13 protein-coding genes and 2 pseudogenes are annotated in these 15071 nt (G+C 38.1%); 8 read left to right on the top strand and 7 right to left on the bottom strand.

The genetic code is table 11. The features are described 5' to 3' along the window. Window positions 1-7 precede the first annotated feature (7 nt). The 7 genes from ACE3JL_RS11345 to ACE3JL_RS11315 all read left to right on the top strand — a co-directional run bounded on the left by ACE3JL_RS11345 (window position 8) and on the right by ACE3JL_RS11315 (window position 6356). Window positions 8-640 carry a trans-aconitate 2-methyltransferase gene (locus tag ACE3JL_RS11345; protein WP_004158847.1) on the top strand — a complete coding sequence of 211 codons (633 nt, stop codon included), beginning with the start codon at window positions 8-10 and terminating at the stop codon, window positions 638-640. A 23-nt stretch (window positions 641-663) separates the two neighbouring features. Then, on the top strand, window positions 664-1629 hold the full coding sequence (locus tag ACE3JL_RS11340) for a glycosyltransferase (protein ID WP_012268129.1): 966 nt from the start codon (window positions 664-666) through the stop codon (window positions 1627-1629). 17 nt (window positions 1630-1646) lie between these two features. Continuing rightward, the gene (locus ACE3JL_RS11335) at window positions 1647-2057 is read left to right on the top strand and encodes a GtrA family protein (protein ID WP_375329505.1); all 411 of its coding nucleotides are present in this window, start codon (window positions 1647-1649) and stop codon (window positions 2055-2057) included. A gap of 377 nt (window positions 2058-2434) precedes the next feature. Continuing rightward, entirely contained in the window at window positions 2435-4102 is a 1668-nt protein-coding gene (locus ACE3JL_RS11330) for a hypothetical protein (protein ID WP_375329504.1), read from the top strand. A gap of 43 nt (window positions 4103-4145) precedes the next feature. After that, window positions 4146-4496: a hypothetical protein gene (locus ACE3JL_RS11325; protein ID WP_375329503.1), complete on the top strand. Its 351-nt coding sequence runs from the start codon at window positions 4146-4148 to the stop codon at window positions 4494-4496. Between the two features lie 193 nt (window positions 4497-4689). Then, the gene (locus tag ACE3JL_RS11320; protein WP_375329502.1) at window positions 4690-5481 is read left to right on the top strand and encodes a glycosyltransferase family 39 protein; all 792 of its coding nucleotides are present in this window, start codon (window positions 4690-4692) and stop codon (window positions 5479-5481) included. A 167-nt stretch (window positions 5482-5648) separates the two neighbouring features. Then, window positions 5649-6356 carry a hypothetical protein gene (locus tag ACE3JL_RS11315; protein WP_375329501.1) on the top strand — a complete coding sequence of 236 codons (708 nt, stop codon included), beginning with the start codon at window positions 5649-5651 and terminating at the stop codon, window positions 6354-6356. Here the strand turns inward: ACE3JL_RS11315 and ACE3JL_RS11310 are convergent. The 7 genes and pseudogenes from ACE3JL_RS11310 to ACE3JL_RS11280 form a co-directional block, all read right to left on the bottom strand. Further along, entirely contained in the window at window positions 6353-6634 is a 282-nt protein-coding gene (locus tag ACE3JL_RS11310) for a hypothetical protein (RefSeq protein WP_375329500.1), read from the bottom strand. The two genes, ACE3JL_RS11315 and ACE3JL_RS11310, sit on opposite strands and share 4 nt — an antisense overlap. Window positions 6635-6711: 77 nt before the next feature. Further along, entirely contained in the window at window positions 6712-6930 is a 219-nt protein-coding gene (locus ACE3JL_RS11305) for a hypothetical protein (protein WP_375329667.1), read from the bottom strand. A 255-nt stretch (window positions 6931-7185) separates the two neighbouring features. Further along, window positions 7186-7440 (bottom strand): annotated as a pseudogene (locus tag ACE3JL_RS11300) (IS1 family transposase); the annotation flags it as partial. Between the two features lie 319 nt (window positions 7441-7759). Beyond that, window positions 7760-9008 (bottom strand): annotated as a pseudogene (locus ACE3JL_RS11295) (ISNCY family transposase). A 235-nt stretch (window positions 9009-9243) separates the two neighbouring features. Continuing rightward, on the bottom strand, window positions 9244-9633 hold the full coding sequence (locus ACE3JL_RS11290) for a putative toxin-antitoxin system toxin component, PIN family (protein WP_375329499.1): 390 nt from the start codon (window positions 9631-9633) through the stop codon (window positions 9244-9246). After that, window positions 9630-9899: a hypothetical protein gene (locus ACE3JL_RS11285; RefSeq protein ID WP_375329498.1), complete on the bottom strand. Its 270-nt coding sequence runs from the start codon at window positions 9897-9899 to the stop codon at window positions 9630-9632. Before ACE3JL_RS11285 ends, ACE3JL_RS11290 begins: the two co-directional genes overlap by 4 nt. 524 nt (window positions 9900-10423) lie before the next feature. Further along, a complete protein-coding gene (locus ACE3JL_RS11280; RefSeq protein ID WP_375329497.1) occupies window positions 10424-12103 on the bottom strand; it encodes a DUF3352 domain-containing protein in 1680 nt (559 codons plus the stop codon). Window positions 12104-13548: 1445 nt separating this feature from the next. On the opposite strand from ACE3JL_RS11280, the gene ACE3JL_RS11275 reads away from it, so the two are divergent. Continuing rightward, a complete protein-coding gene (locus ACE3JL_RS11275) occupies window positions 13549-15069 on the top strand; it encodes a methyltransferase regulatory domain-containing protein (protein WP_375329496.1) in 1521 nt (506 codons plus the stop codon). The last annotated feature ends 2 nt before the right edge of the window (window positions 15070-15071 follow it).

Genomic DNA, 15071 nt, shown 5'->3' with positions numbered 1-15071 from the left:
AATTTTTATGCCGATAGGAACATTTGTTCGGAACTTGTTAGGTCCTTGGGAAAAACCAATTTCTGATATTTATCGAAACATTTTTATTGATCTAGCTGATTTAACTCATCAAATCCATAAATGGGTTAATCCTGAGATAATTCTAGAGTTAGGCTGTGGGGAAGGTGCTTTAACTGAACTTTTAGCGAGTGCCTATCCTAGTTCACATATTATAGGAATCGATATTACTCCTAGAGTAGGACGGATGTTTCAAGGAAATCTCGATCATGTTCGGTTTGAACAAAAATCAATTCAAGAATTCGTTGCAGAAACCCCCCAAAGTGTCGATTTAGTCGTCATTAGTGATGTTATGCACCATGTTCCTTGGTCAATGCATGAAGAATTCTTAACTTACGCTGGTAAATCCGTAAAACCTAACGGATATATTATTCTCAAGGATTGGTGTAAAAATAATTCACCGATCCATTATTTATGCTATCTATTTGAGCGGTATATTACTGGTGATAAGGTCAAGTATAAAACTACCAAACAATTTCGAGATATGATATATAAACTCTTTGGTAAACAATCGATTCTCCTTGAGTCTACCGTTCGTCCTTGGAAAAACAATATTGTTTTTCTAATTAAAATTTCTTCATAATAGTGTTATTTCAAAAAGTCTTTATGAATGATCATCTGTGGTTGTCCGTATTAATTCCCACTTATAATGGAGATAAGTATCTAAAGGATACTCTCGATTCAATCCTTGAACAAAATGAGAGAAACGTCGAGTATATTATCATTGATGATGGCTCTACTGATCGAACTTTATCTATTATCAAAAATTACGAGGATAAAATTCCTATCAAGCTTTTCGAGCGTAAAAGGATAGGCAATTGGGTTGCTAACACTAACTTCGCTTTACAGAATGCCTCGGGAGACTATGTATGTTTATTACATCAAGATGACTTATGGTTGAACAATCGTTTAAAAATAATCAAGGAAATCCTTAATGATTATCCAGATACCGACTTACTTTTACACCCTTCAATCTTTATCGATGACCGAGGGAAAAAGTTAGGTTTATGGACTTGTCCTTTACCAGCTTTTCCAAAATATGTTAACAGAGATATTTTAATCGAGAGGCTGTTGATTCAAAATTTTATCTCCATTCCTGCTCCAATTTTTAAAAGAGAAATTGCTTTACAGGTGGGGGGAATGAACGAAAAACTTTGGTATACAGCCGACTGGGATCTCTGGTTAAAAATCGCTTTTCATGAACGAGATGAAAAAATCATTTATTATCCTTATCCATTGAGTGCATTCCGCATTCATTCAAGCTCTCAAACCGTTGTCAGAAGCTCCAAAACTGGAGAGTTTTATAATCAATTGAATGTGGTTGCTCACGACTATCTAGATAGATGGGAGGTGTCAACCTACAGAAAAAAAAGAATTCGATCACTTGCTGAATTCTCAATACAAGTGAATACTATTTTAGCGAGGATGGCGCACGGTGAACGTTCTCGATTAGAGTTAATTAAGTTACTCCTATCGAGTTTTTCGCTTGGTTTTTTAGGAGTTTACAAATACTTACGATATTCGCGCATCCAAGAACGCATAATTGCTAGACTAAAAGCTAATATAATTTAGTAACGATTAGGTTTGACATGAAATTTATCGCAGTTAATCGTTTATTCAGAAGCTCATTTTTTAGGTTTTGCCTTGTGGGTGTCTTTTGTGCATTCCAAAATATACTAATTCTATACCTTCTGACCAATTACCTAAAATTGCATTACGTTCTCTCGATTTTCGTGCAAATGTTCTATGTAAATACATTGGGATTCTATCTGAATCGAAAATATACATTTACAGGACGAATAAAAATTGGAAGTATTTTGGGAGAATTAATCAAGTATCATGGGATCATGCTTTCTAGTTCTTTTGCGGTCGCTATCGCTATGTATTTCTTGGTTGATTTATTCAAAGTATGGTACTTGTCCGCTTACATAATCCTTACTATACTAATGACTATTTATAATTTTATTGCCCATAAAAAATGGACTTTTAATCGAAAATAGTGGTCTTTATTGAATTTTTTTGCAATCAAAATTCCCAGATAATTCATTACCATTTTTCCTGATCAACCTATCAACTAAGCAAATGTCAAGCATCAATAACAATCACTCTAGTCCTCAATCTTTTATCTAATAAAGTAACAGTTAATATGGTTTTAAAGCTTATAGATGGCAAGAAACAATACTTTCTCTTGAGTTTACTATTTATAATTGCTGCGAAATTTTTTCTGATTAGAAATAGTGAAGTTTTAGGCATTCCAAAAGATTCTTGGGGCTATATCCTAATGGCAAATCAAAAATAGCAAGAAATCGACAATCATCCTAGTTCTTAGGGTATCCGCATTAAATGTAAAATACTTGTATAAAACGTAAAGGTAATTATGCAGACAAAGAACTCCTATTTTTTAGCTCTCACTCCTCTAAGAGAATTGATGCTTTCCAGAACCTTCTGGTTCAGTCTCAGCATCGTATTCTCTATTTTGTACAGTATCCTATTCTTACAAATCGCTTTCGGTAGCGAGTACAGCATTCAGGATGACGCACGCCGTAGTATCGTTTGGATGATGCGCTTCTCCGATTCAGAGCTTTTTCCTGATGATTTCCTGATGAACTATTATCAATGGGCGACTCCTTCGGCCTTAGCAAGTCTTTATAAATTGATGTCAATGGTGGGGATAAACGCCATACTTTTTAATAAGCTCGTACCGATCGCCCTAGGTTTAATATCTACCATTTATTGCTATCGAGTCTCCCTACAAATTCTGCCCGTACCTTTGGCTGGATTTATATCTACACTATTTCTCAATCAAAATCTGTGGTTAAAAGATGATTTAGGTTCCGGTACCCCAAGAGGCTTTTTATACCCTCTTTTTCTGGCCTTTATCTATTACTTACTTCGCTCTTCCACGATTCCTTGTTTGCTCTCTTTAATTTTACTGGCTTTCTTTTATCCTCCTTCGGTTCTAGTTGCTTCTGGAGTCTTAGTTCTCCGTCTCTTCTCCTGGAATAACCAAAGATTGCGTTTGACTACAGACCGAAGAGAGATTGTTTTTTGTCTAGTCAGCTTGCTGGTTGTATTTTTAATCTTACTGACATATCTTTTCAAAAGTAGTGACTATGGAGCAATGGTTTCTCTGGCGGAAGCTCGCAATTTGCCCGAGTTCGGACAAGATGGTAAAATCGGATTTTTTCATCGGGAGCCGCTTACTTTTTGGACTTGTAATGATTATAGCGGTATTTTTCCCAGGGACTGGTGTATTTTTAACCCCTTCAAGAGAAAATTTTTCCTCTTACCACCTCAAATTCTACTCGGACTAGCCTTGCCGATTATACTCTATTATCGCTCCCATTTTTCTCTCGCAGAACGAATCACGAGCGCCCTGTTTATCCTGCCACAAATTTTGCTTTCCTCGATCGCCTTTTATCTAATCTCTCACGCTGTCCTCTTCAAGCTATATTTACCGCAAAGATACACGGAACATAGCCTAAGGATAGTTTTCGCTATCGCGGGGGGAATCGCTTTATCGATGCTGATCGATAAACTGTTAGAATGGGGGGGTAAAAAGACTATAGCAAGTGGAATAACCATCATTATCTTTCTCCTACTTCAAGTAGCAATGATTTATTCCTACCTGCCGATTCTTCATTTCAATCGAACTCGCTCGCTCTTACTGACTGGACTGATGGTCATCCAAATATTAGGATTAGTTTATTTTGTCGGAAGAGATAGAAAAAATACACTTCCCGCAAGAGAGTTTTGCTTATCGAGAGTTTTTTTAACCTATATAATGCTCATCGTTATTGCGGTATCCGCACTACTGTATCCGCTCTCTCTGAAAAAATACTATTTTTTCCCAAAAGTTAGCTATATTACCGGAAAAGAACCGGAGCTTTATCAGTTTTTAGCTAAACAGCCGAAAGATAGTCTCGTGGCTTCTCTCTCCCTAGAGGGTGATAATATTCCCTCCTTTGCCCTGCGTCCCGTTTTTGTCCACCGAGACTCCCTAGAACCGTATATAGCGGTTCTCGCATCTGTGCGGCACACTTAAACCTTTGCTGATTAAGCTGTTCAGGATCGGGAATGTACCTCTTGTGAATCAGAAACGCTATAACTTGTTATACTATGAAAAGCTTCGCCAAAGATATACGGACTTGATCGAGGCCCAATATAGTCCCGATCTGGCTACCGTGCAGAACTTTATCCAGAAAAATAACATTCGTTTCTGGTTACTCGATCGCTCCGCTTTTTCCCCGGACTACCCAATCGATAAAGTTGGCCTTCAATCCTTTGGATCGGTAACTTCTGAGGCGGTAGAAAGACTGCAAGCGGGAACCCCCCTCGTTTTATCCGAGTTAAGCAAGAGTTGTTCAGTTGTCGAATCAAAAAATATTATCCTCTTAGATGCTCGATGTATTCTCGATGCGAAAAACCCGGTTCGGTAGTTGTGCGGGGAGTAGATAACTTCAGTTCGGGTTAAGGAGATTTTGCCATGACTTCCAGGAAAGAATAGGGCTGACTGGCTAGGGTAAAATTAGGGTTTCGGCTGATCCCGAACTTAGGTTAGTATGGAGAAGGATTAAATACATTATCAGGACATAAACTGCCTCAATATGGTTTTACAGGAGTAGATAAAAAATGAACAACTCATCAAAAAGGAATATCATAAAAATTAGTTTAATAACATTTTTATGGCTGGCGGTGATTAACACTGGTTTCATCCGTGGAGATACTTTGGCTCGCTTGAGTATAACCCATTCTATCTGGACGGGAGAGCCTGAAATTCAACTAGATACTAACTATAAGCCTCTCAGTCGTCTGGACAATACCATTGGAAATCTAAGTAGAGATGGTAAACGTTATCATGCCTATGAAGTAGGTCAATCTTTATTAATGTTACCGGGGGATTGGCTAGGAACTACGATACATCAACTTATTCCCAGAATTCCCGAAGAGTTGAGCCGAAGATTTGTTGTTAACTGGTTAATTTTTGTCCCCATTAACATAGCAGTGGTGATTTCAGCTTACTATTTGTTAATTAAGCTAGAATTTAGCGAAAAAATAGCTACAATTTCTAGCATAACTTGGTTGCTCACTACCACGGTTTTAAATTATGCTCAAAATAATCAACAAAATAATCAAGTTTTATTATTTGTTATTTTGGCTTATATTGCTATCTTTAATTATCTAAAAAATAACAAGATTATCAATATTTATTTAAGTGGAGTTGCTTTGGGCTGTGCTTTTTTAGTTAGAACCACCAGTATTATTCATATAGCAACTACTCTATTATTCTTGTTTGGTATTTTACTATACAAAAGAAAAAGTTGGTTCTTCTGGTTTCTGTGTGGAAACGGGGTCTATACTGATAGTTTCTTCAGCAAAATAGTCCTAAAAGTCTTTCTAGGTAAATATTTCACGATTCTATAAGCAAAAATTATCACACAAAGTCGAGAAGAGCCAAAAGTTGGCTGACTATATTACAGTCTCTTGCTATTTCGATATTAGGTGCTATTCCTATTATGTTAATCAACCAATACTTTAACTTCAAAAGATTTGGACAATTTTGGACGTTGAGAGCAATAGATATTGATACTATGAATACCGATCCTTTTTTGGAGGGTTTACCAAAACTGCCAGATAATTATCCAATGATTAATCACCCTTCGGTCGGAATATTGGGAGTATTATTTTCTCCAGCTAAAAGCATTTTCATATATGATCCACTGCTTCTACCTTGTTTAATGTTGACAGTTTATGTATGGAAAACATTATCTCCCTATCTTCGTGGCTATATATTGACAGCTTTGTTGAATCTTATTCTCTTTACCTTAGCTACTAGCCGTCTTGATTTTTGGCATGGAGACTCTGCATGGGGAGCGCGCTACCAAGTCACTTCTATTCATCTATTATTGATTCCCCTAATCGCTCTCTTAATTCAGTATTTGTTATCCAATTTTCATTGGAGACGTTCGTTAATTATTACGCTTCTTATTATTGCTTTTATTATTCAAATAGCCTCCGTTAGTTTATCCTCTACTACAGAAGTAGGTAAAATTTTCTTTGCTACTCCCAAAACCCATCAACAATTTCGACTAGGTAGTCGTTTTCGTAACATTACTTGTTTACTCACCTCCTCGTGGTGTATGGAGAAATCAAATTCTCCTGAAGCTAAACCATTAATTCAAAGAGTCACTTTCTTTCCCTTTTTCTTTACTGGTAAACGCAATTTAATTTTAGTTCCTTGGCTAGTTTTAGTGATTTTTACCCTAGTTATGACATGGCAATTCTACAAAACCGCCTAATTGGATAGTTTTTTACCATCCTCCGATGCTGCCGCTTCTAGGCTGGTAATTGCGGTTTCTGCCGTCAAAATGTCAGGAATATCAGTTAAAATGGCAGTTTGATACACCTGTTCATTTCTAGCAAATAAATTGCTCATATCCTGAGAATAATTAGAAGCGATCGATAATAAAGCTCCAGCAAAAATATAGAGAGGTAAAGGCAAAATAAACCCCTTAGCCCATTGATACAATTCCACCAACAAAAATAACAAAACACAACCCACAACCCAGACTTTCATCGCACTTTTTCCCCCTATTTTTACAATAAAAGGTGAGCAAAAAGCCCACCTTTTATTTAACTAATTCCAGTGAGAACTTATTCAATCACGGGAGCGATTAACTCGCGTCTTTCACCGGAAATAACTTTCACCTTACCTTCCTCATCGATATCGACCATGGCCGTATCTCCATCAGAAACCCGTCCGGAGAGAATTTCCTCAGCCAGAACATCTTCCAACAGACGCATAATCGCACGGTGGTGATTCGGTAGTAGTGATGGCGGCTTAATCCTTTGCCAGCTGTGCATTGTAGTCATGGATAAAATACCAAACAGCCCCAACGTGATTCTCCATTTTTTTAGAGAAAGATAGACTCTCTCTTCTCTCTGGGAGCATCTCACCTTTGCAATAAGCATAAATACTTAGTAGAAAAATAGGCTTTTCGAGGGTAATTCTTGTTTTAATTCTCCATATACGCGGTCTTTAAAAGCCTCTATTTCGTTCCAAGACACGATTAAGAGTGGCTTTTAGGCTAAGTATAATTACTCATCGCGTAAGTGAGATGCTCCCCTCTCTCTCACCAGCCGAGAAATCCTTTGTCGAAAGGTATTATTTAATCTTTCAATATGATTAGTTTGACCAGTTTCTTTCCCAACTGGTCGATGACGTTTACTGGGAATTACTGTCTTATAGGACTCCCAAAAGTCTGTGTAAGCAACTGCACATTGTCGGTAAACGCCTGGTAAACTAGCCCAAAGTTTTTTGGCTGATTGACGACTCCTATCTCCCAAATAGCAACCAATAATTTCTCTTGTATTTCTATCCAGCAATTCTCATTTTGAAAAAAATCAGATAAAATTCTCTTATTTAAATAGAGAACTTGTGTAGAAGCATGATTTTTTGACAGATAATTATCATCCAAAGCTGGAGATAGACAGGTTTTAAGAACTTTGTCCACAAAAAATCGATTTCAACTCATAAATCTGGATGAAATTCTAACAAAATTTTTAGTTTTTTTTATGAACAATTTTCTTTTTCTCCTTCAAGAGTTCTGACATTTTTAACTAGAATTTACTTTTTTAAATGGGACATATTCGGTTAGAATAAATGAGAAAAATTCCGACCAATTCTTAAACCAAATAAATTTTAATAGGGTACGAATATCATTAAAGAAAGAAGTCCTAGTTACTAATAGCTCACGAATCTTTTGATAGGTGTAATTAACTAAATCCAACACGGTATGAAATAAAAAAGCTAGTAAATTCAAAGACAATAAGAACTCGCACAAATGATTCTGACCGTGACCAAAGTTATGCTCTAAATTATAACCGTGATTTTTAAGAACGTTATTGCCTTCATTTTCAACTTTCCATCTGCTACGTCCAGCTTTGACAATTTCTTCGACATTATTTTCCGTGATTTTATGATTAGTTATCCAATTATTTTGGTAGATAGTTTTCTGGGTTTTTTCATTGATAACAGTCACTTCACACCAATTAACTTCGAGACTTGAGTCCCCCTCTCTTAAGGGAACTCTAGAAGCATAACGATAACGATAAATTAGATTTTTTCGTCCATCCCATTGTTTCTTTTCAACGGTCCTAACTTCGCCACTTTTTTCTAAAAATTCTAGCCATTCATATAAAGTTTTATGCGACGTTTCCAAACAAACAAAAATAAAATTATAACCTTGTTTTATCGCTAATTCACAAACAGGTTCGTGAGAATATAAGTCGTCTCCTAAAAGAGTTACAGGATAACCATACTTATTTTTATGATTCCTATTTAACCATCTTTTAACGGCCGCATTTTCACAGTCTTGTTTTTGATGTCCATCTTGTTTTTTAATGAATTCTGGCTCTAAATTAATTACTTGTTTTTGCTTAGGAGAAAATACTATCGGTGTGACACAGCCATGAAAATAAGTTGTAGTTCCATTTCGATGATTACGACAGTTACAATGAGGGCAATTAATTTTCTTGGATGAGAAATATTCTGTGCCATCTAACGCCACTAATATTTCTCCATCTAAGTAGAGAAACTTTTTCAAAACTCCCTTTTCTTTTAACCATTCATAGACTTTTTGAAAAGTCCTAGAGATATTGGATGCTGGCACTGGATCTAGCAAATTTCTTATTTGATTATCCCCAGGAATTTTTTTAATTGAAAATAAACTTTCAGCATTATCTTTTCCCTTATTGCTTTTCATTAAACGTTGATGGTCTAAAAAAGACGGCGACTGAGTAAAAAAGACTGAAAATGCAGCCATCACGGCATCTTTTATCTCATATTTTCTATTATTTCCAGGTTTCCTCTCATCGGGTAAATCATCTAATTCTTGATGGAAAAATTGCATTAATTCCGAAATTTCTAGGGTTGCCGCTTTTTGAGCCATCTTGGAATAATTTGACGTGCTGGTGGATTTCTATCTCACCCATTTTACCTTAGCTGACAATAATTATAAATTTTTATTTCCCTTGAATTCCCTATTCTAAAAACAGAACTATCTTCCTGATTTAACCCTGTTCGTTCTCAGCCAACCTCTTTGATTGCTTGGGTATTTATACTTAATTTGTCTAGCCAATTGTTTTTTTTATTGTTCGCCTCTTCTAGAAAATAGTTGCTTCGTACTATATTTTCCTTGCCAAAATCGGGGTTAATGCTCTATTTATTTCAAAATGAGAATTGCTGGTAATAATAACTTCTGCTTGAATAACTATAGCGCTTGCTAAAATAACAGCATCATCTGGATCTCTAAGTTGAGGAACTTCTAGTAGTCTGTCAACACAAGGTTGTATAAGTTCTTGAACGATAGTAATCAGGTATGCTGTTGTATATCCACAATATTGTTTTCGAGATTGGAGTTTGGGTCGTTCTAATGTATCTTCTATATCAGCTAAGATCTTTTGGGAGGCAAAGATTGTAATTCTTTGATTTTTAGCTAATTTAAGGATTTTACCCGGAACTCCTCCCCACAACAATCCTGAAATCCAAACATTGACATCTAGAACAACTTTCATGAGTTGGCGCGTCTAATTTGGCGAGCTTCTTTAATCATCTGGCTAATCTTAGCTAGAGTCGGTTGATTGGGGTCTGTTTCCATTGCTTCTAGTCGCTCAAAGAATTGCTCTAGATTGACTTTATCTTGATGAACTTTTTTGAGAATGATGGAGTCTTCCGTCAGGGAAATCATGTATTTATCTCCTGGGTTGAGGCGGGTTTGAACTTCAGGAGGAAGTTCGATGTTTCCTTCTCGATTGATTTCTATAAGTAGCTCTTTGGTCATCGGCTTCAAAATTAACTTTATTAGCTTTAGCTGTTAAACAGACTTTATATAGCGGTTCTCGCATCTGTGCGGCACACTTAAACCTTTGCTGATTAAGCTGTTCACAATCGTGAATGTACCTCTTGTGAATCAGAAACGCTATAAATAATCTGATCAAGTTAATTATAGCGGTTCTCGCATCTGTGCGGCACACTTAAACCTTTGCTGATTAAGCTGTTCAGGATCGGGAATGTACCTCTTGTGAATCAGAAACGCTATATACATATTTTTTCGCATCTCGAGAGGTAATGTTTTTCCCTCTACATTTATACTACCCCAGGAGAGTCCTTCCACAGAATCAATACTAATGGCTACTTGATAACCGCCCCCTGAAAGGTTATTAGTGACGCTTGAGTGAAACCCAACCACACCAATGTCGTCAATAATGTTGGGTTTCGCTCAAACCATTGAATCGATCAGGTTTCCCCTAAGTATTAAATCGCCCAACTCAACCTACAAAATTCTAACTGATAACTGATAACTGATTAAGATTTCACCCCTAGGTTAAAGAAAATCGTTCCCCGACGCACAGAATTTTCACTGCCTTGGCTGCTAATAGTAAGAGAACGCAGATTATTAAATAAAGGCTTAATCGACAATTCTAACACCCGCACGATTGGGAATTTTGCCTCGATTACTGGTTGCAATTGTCGCCAATCGACGTAAAAATAACCATCATTTTCTGCGGGTAGAGCAGTAATTGCCTGTCGAAACTTACCACTACCTAAAATGGGGTTTTTCTGTGCAGATAAAGCTAAACCCATCGCTTCCACAGAACTAGCGATAATTTCATAATTATCGACCCTAGTATGCACTCCCGTCACGATCGTCTCTAGTTGCGCTTTTCCCCCCGGGACTGCCGTGGTTAACTTTGTCCAAGCTGTCACCGTTCGATCGAGTAAAGGCAGATTAACCACATTATAGCCGCGACTGCGGGCCAACTCATCCAAATGCTCGATCGCACTGTCCACCTCTACTCCCATCACCCGTTCCCCGACAAAAACACTATCGGGTTCCATCCCCTTTGAACTAGGCACGAGAGCGAGGCCATATTCGCCTCTAACCCAGCTAAAAACGTCTTCAGGCAAATTTAAACCTAAAGGCGACTGGAAGCGGTTTAAGACCTGTGTTATTAATTCCTGTAGGGGACTATCTGCTTCTAACCCCTCCTCTACCTGAGTCCAAAAACGATTTAAATCGCGACTAGCGGCGACTAAAAGGCTATTTTCGCCGATAAAAGATAATGCTCCCACGGGACTAGATAAAATTGGTGCTTGGTCATCCTGTCCTAAAACCCCAATTAAGGCGGTTTGAGCGACTATTCCCCCGGATTTGAGGGTAAAAGCCGTGGCTAATCGTTGTTTTGCTTCGGGACTCTCCGGGACGGGTTGATTAGCAATCCAAGCTGATAACGGGGGTAAATTGCCGTAAACTATAGCTATACGCGGTTCGGTGATATTTTTGAGGGCTTCTCGGTAATCGGGGCTATTTTTTAGGTTTAAATCCGGTACTTGCACGTTATTAAGTGCCTCGCGCAAAACCTTGATATTATTGGCAAAAAGCACCGTATCACCCACCACGGCACTAGCGAGAAAACGATTATTATCTCCCGCAGTCAAGGGACGTTGATAAATCAGGTTAACTCCCTTGTAGGGTTCAAAAACAAGGTCAAATTTGCCCGAAACAGCCTGTTTTGAGTAGGAAGCTTGCAGAAATTCCTTAGTGCGTTCACCATCTTTACTTTGAATTGCCAAAAGATAACCCGGTTGGATACCATTATCGGTATCGCGATCGAAATCTAGGGAAGTAACAGCGAGGGTAATTTCCTCCCCTAACCAGGGTTTGATTTCCTTTTGATAATTCAATCCCGTTTTACCAAGCAGACTTTTTTCTAAATCCTTAATTTCTTGGTGGGAACGTCGTCGATTAGCCGGTGTAGCGATTAATTGACCAAAAGACTCCAAACGTTCGGGGTTGACCAGCAAGGATAGCATAACCGGGGCTTGTTTCGGCACAAAAATCGCCGCCGCCGGTTCCCGCAGTACCCCACCTTTGAGCAAAGACAGAGGACTATCGGCGAGAATCCAAGCAAAACTGGCTGTAGCGACTCCTAGGAGAATGATTACCGTCGCACCTAAAATAGAGAAAAACGATCGCAATTTCACAACCTTGTCCCGAGATGAACCATTAGCTATTTTAAGCCAGCAAATGACCCAAGAATTTCGATCGCTACAATTCTTACCGAAAGTTTGGGTTTAGATTCTCCTCCTTCTGGGTAGGGCTGTTTCATTCTCAAGAAAAAAGGAGAAATACGGCGAGAAACGAAATTTTAGCAACACAAAGATAATAATCAGGGGTGTTATGCCTATTGTGGTCAATTCCCTTTGTTAAAGAATCATAACCCTCTAACCTCTACAAGGTTAAAACCCATGTCTTTAACAAGGAAATGTTGATGGGGGAAAGTCCCTTTTTCTTTCTGGGGACTACGATCCTCGTTTTAAATCACATCCTTGACCCAATGTAAGCGATTTTCAATTTTCGGTGGTAATTCGGTAGTAGTGATGGCGGCTTAATCCTTTGCTTTGCTATGCATTGTAGTCATGGATAAAATACCAAAGGGTTCCCCAACGCGATTCTCCATTTTTTTAGAGAAAGATAGACTCTCTCCCTCTCCAGCCGAGAAATCCTTTGTCGAAAGGTATTATTTAGGGGTTGCTGAAACAGTTTGTTGGTGGGGTTAGTAGCCAGTGGTTTCAGGCTTTGTTGCCCTCTTTGTTGTACTAATTTATATACTATAAGGAGGATAATGCAAGGTTTTTGAGAATCCCAATCCGATTTTCTGGCACTAACATCGGGTTTTAACAGGTCAAAAGCCCTATTTTACAACTGATATTTAAGTAAGCCAGACAGGAGCCAGAAAAAGATATTTATCAGAAAAGTCATGATCAAGCTCAGCTTTTTGTAGCAGTGTTGCCCCTTTAAGAGCCAGTTTTAGATTGTCGATAATATCATCGGGTGATTTTGAGAGATTGGCAAGGGTTCTTTTTTTGACTTGATCTCCTTATCGGTAGGACTCTCGAAGAACGGTGGGGGGAGGAATTACGGTTAGAAACTTTTTCTATATACATGGCTATCATTTTAGGAAATAGAGAGAATTATCGTGGTTGTTTGTTACTTGGTATGATTTGACATGGGGGCATAAATCGACTAAATCTTTATCTGACAAGAGATTTAATTGATTAGTTCGCTCTAGATCAAAAACAATTGACAAAAATCGCCAAATGCCTTTCTAAACAAAAGTTCTATCCCTTATATACCCCGTCCATTGCATAACACAAACCGAAGAGCTATTATCGTCTATTTAGAAACACCACAAGCTACATGGGTACATTAAGAAAAGTTAAAGGGCGCATCGATTGATGGATAAGGGTTTTCGGCTCTTGTAGTACATATGTGTGGGGAAAGTTCGGTTATACATATCCAACCACCTCTTTCTTGCCCCTTGCCTCACCTCAACAAGAAATTTAAAGGTGCGGGCAACTCATCTGGCTCTTTTCCTGTATAATCAAGTCTTAATTTTAGGAATTGTCATTATATTTGAGGAAAATCTATGAGTTGGACAGAAGGATATGTATCGGAAGTTAACTACACTAGCGGCTTTTACGGCGAGTTAAGTCCCCTAAAATTAGGTTTAGCCACTCTGATTAAATCGATTCACCCCCCCGATTCTAGCCAAGAATTTACCTATTGCGAATTGGCCTGCGGTCAGGGTTTAACCACGAATATTCTAGCGGCTACCTATCCCCACGCCCAATTTTATGCCAATGATTTCAATCCGAGTCATATCGCCACCGCCAGAGATTTAGCGACCAAGGCGGGAATGAAGAATATTCTTTTCTTTGATGATAGTTTTGAGGAATTTTTAGGGAGAGATTTACCTCAATTTGACTTCATTAGTCTGCACGGAATTTATAGCTGGATTAGTGCCAGAAATCGCCAAGCAATAGTTGATTTTATACGCCGCAATCTCAAGGTAGGGGGATTAGTTTATATCTCCTATAATGCCCTGCCGGGTTGGTCAGCAGCGATGCCGATGCAAGCTTTAATGTTACGTCATGGTCAACACAGTTCCGAGCCAATTTTAACCCGCATTGAACAAGCACTTAGTTTTACAGGGGAATTATTAGAAGCTAATGCTAGTTATTTTGTGCAAAATCCAATTTTAAAAAGTCGTTACGAGCGCCTGAAGGAACAAAATCGTTATTATTTAGCTCACGAGTATTTCAATCAGGAATGGAATTCTTTTTACTTTGATGAAGTAGCGAAAGAATTAGAGGATGCTAAACTTAAATACGTGGGTTCTGCTCATATTAATGACCATATTGAGGCGGTCAATCTCTCCCCAGCAGCCCAAGAGAAATTATCAAAAATCAGCGACCCAATCTATCGGGAAGTGGTGCGAGATTTCTTTGTTAATACCCAATTCCGTCGTGATATTTTTATTCGAGGCTCTTTAGGTTTAACCACCCAAGAACAGGTTAAACAACTACAAGAAAGCCGGTTCGCCATGATTGTTAATCCCGCAAATATCAAGCTTGAGCAGCAGTTTCCCGTGGGAGAAGTTAAGTTACAGGAGGCAGTTTATCAACCAATTTGTCAGGTTTTAGCGGAATCTCCCCAAACTTTACTGCAACTACAAAATCACCCCAAAACTTCAAATATTAACTTGAATGGTCTTTACCAAGCTCTGATGATTTTAACTGGTATTGGCTATATTCATCCTGCTGTGGATGAGCAAACTTGCCTGCAAAGGAAACCATCTACTGATGCTTTTAATAATGCAGTGAAAGCAAAAGCGATCTATGATGAGGAATTAAGCTTTTTAGCTTCTCCTTTGATTGGTACTGGAGTAGTGGTCAATCGTTTAGAACAATTATTCCTTTTGGCTAAATCCTATAACCAAGATGCAGTACAATTTGTCTGGCAAATTTTGGCAAGTCAAGGCAAAAAAGTGGTTAAAGATGGGAAACCTTTGGAAACAGAGGAGGAGAATATTACTCATCTGAAAACAGTGTACGAGGAGTTTAGTCAAGGACGTTTACTAACATTGCAAAAACTAGGTATTGAGTAAAT

Source organism: Microcystis sp. BLCC-F210, from assembly GCF_042134685.1.
GTDB lineage: Bacteria > Cyanobacteriota > Cyanobacteriia > Cyanobacteriales > Microcystaceae > Microcystis > Microcystis aeruginosa_D.
The sequence above is the reverse complement of the archived record's forward strand: the minus strand, read 5'-3'. Positions and strand labels throughout refer to the sequence as shown.

Excerpts from the sequence above, each read along its gene's own strand:
- ACE3JL_RS11340 (WP_012268129.1), top strand. The coding sequence starts at position 664 with ATGAATGATCATCTGTGGTTGTCCGTATTAATTCCCACTTATAATGGA.
- ACE3JL_RS11315 (WP_375329501.1), top strand. The coding sequence starts at position 5,649 with ATGAATACCGATCCTTTTTTGGAGGGTTTACCAAAACTGCCAGATAAT.
- ACE3JL_RS11345 (WP_004158847.1), top strand. The coding sequence starts at position 8 with ATGCCGATAGGAACATTTGTTCGGAACTTGTTAGGTCCTTGGGAAAAA.
- ACE3JL_RS11310 (WP_375329500.1), bottom strand. The coding sequence starts at position 6,634 with ATGAAAGTCTGGGTTGTGGGTTGTGTTTTGTTATTTTTGTTGGTGGAA.
- ACE3JL_RS11275 (WP_375329496.1), top strand. The coding sequence starts at position 13,549 with ATGAGTTGGACAGAAGGATATGTATCGGAAGTTAACTACACTAGCGGC.
- ACE3JL_RS11285 (WP_375329498.1), bottom strand. The coding sequence starts at position 9,899 with ATGACCAAAGAGCTACTTATAGAAATCAATCGAGAAGGAAACATCGAA.
- ACE3JL_RS11320 (WP_375329502.1), top strand. The coding sequence starts at position 4,690 with ATGAACAACTCATCAAAAAGGAATATCATAAAAATTAGTTTAATAACA.
- ACE3JL_RS11290 (WP_375329499.1), bottom strand. The coding sequence starts at position 9,633 with ATGAAAGTTGTTCTAGATGTCAATGTTTGGATTTCAGGATTGTTGTGG.
- ACE3JL_RS11305 (WP_375329667.1), bottom strand. The coding sequence starts at position 6,930 with ATGACTACAATGCACAGCTGGCAAAGGATTAAGCCGCCATCACTACTA.
- ACE3JL_RS11330 (WP_375329504.1), top strand. The coding sequence starts at position 2,435 with ATGCAGACAAAGAACTCCTATTTTTTAGCTCTCACTCCTCTAAGAGAA.
- ACE3JL_RS11335 (WP_375329505.1), top strand. The coding sequence starts at position 1,647 with ATGAAATTTATCGCAGTTAATCGTTTATTCAGAAGCTCATTTTTTAGG.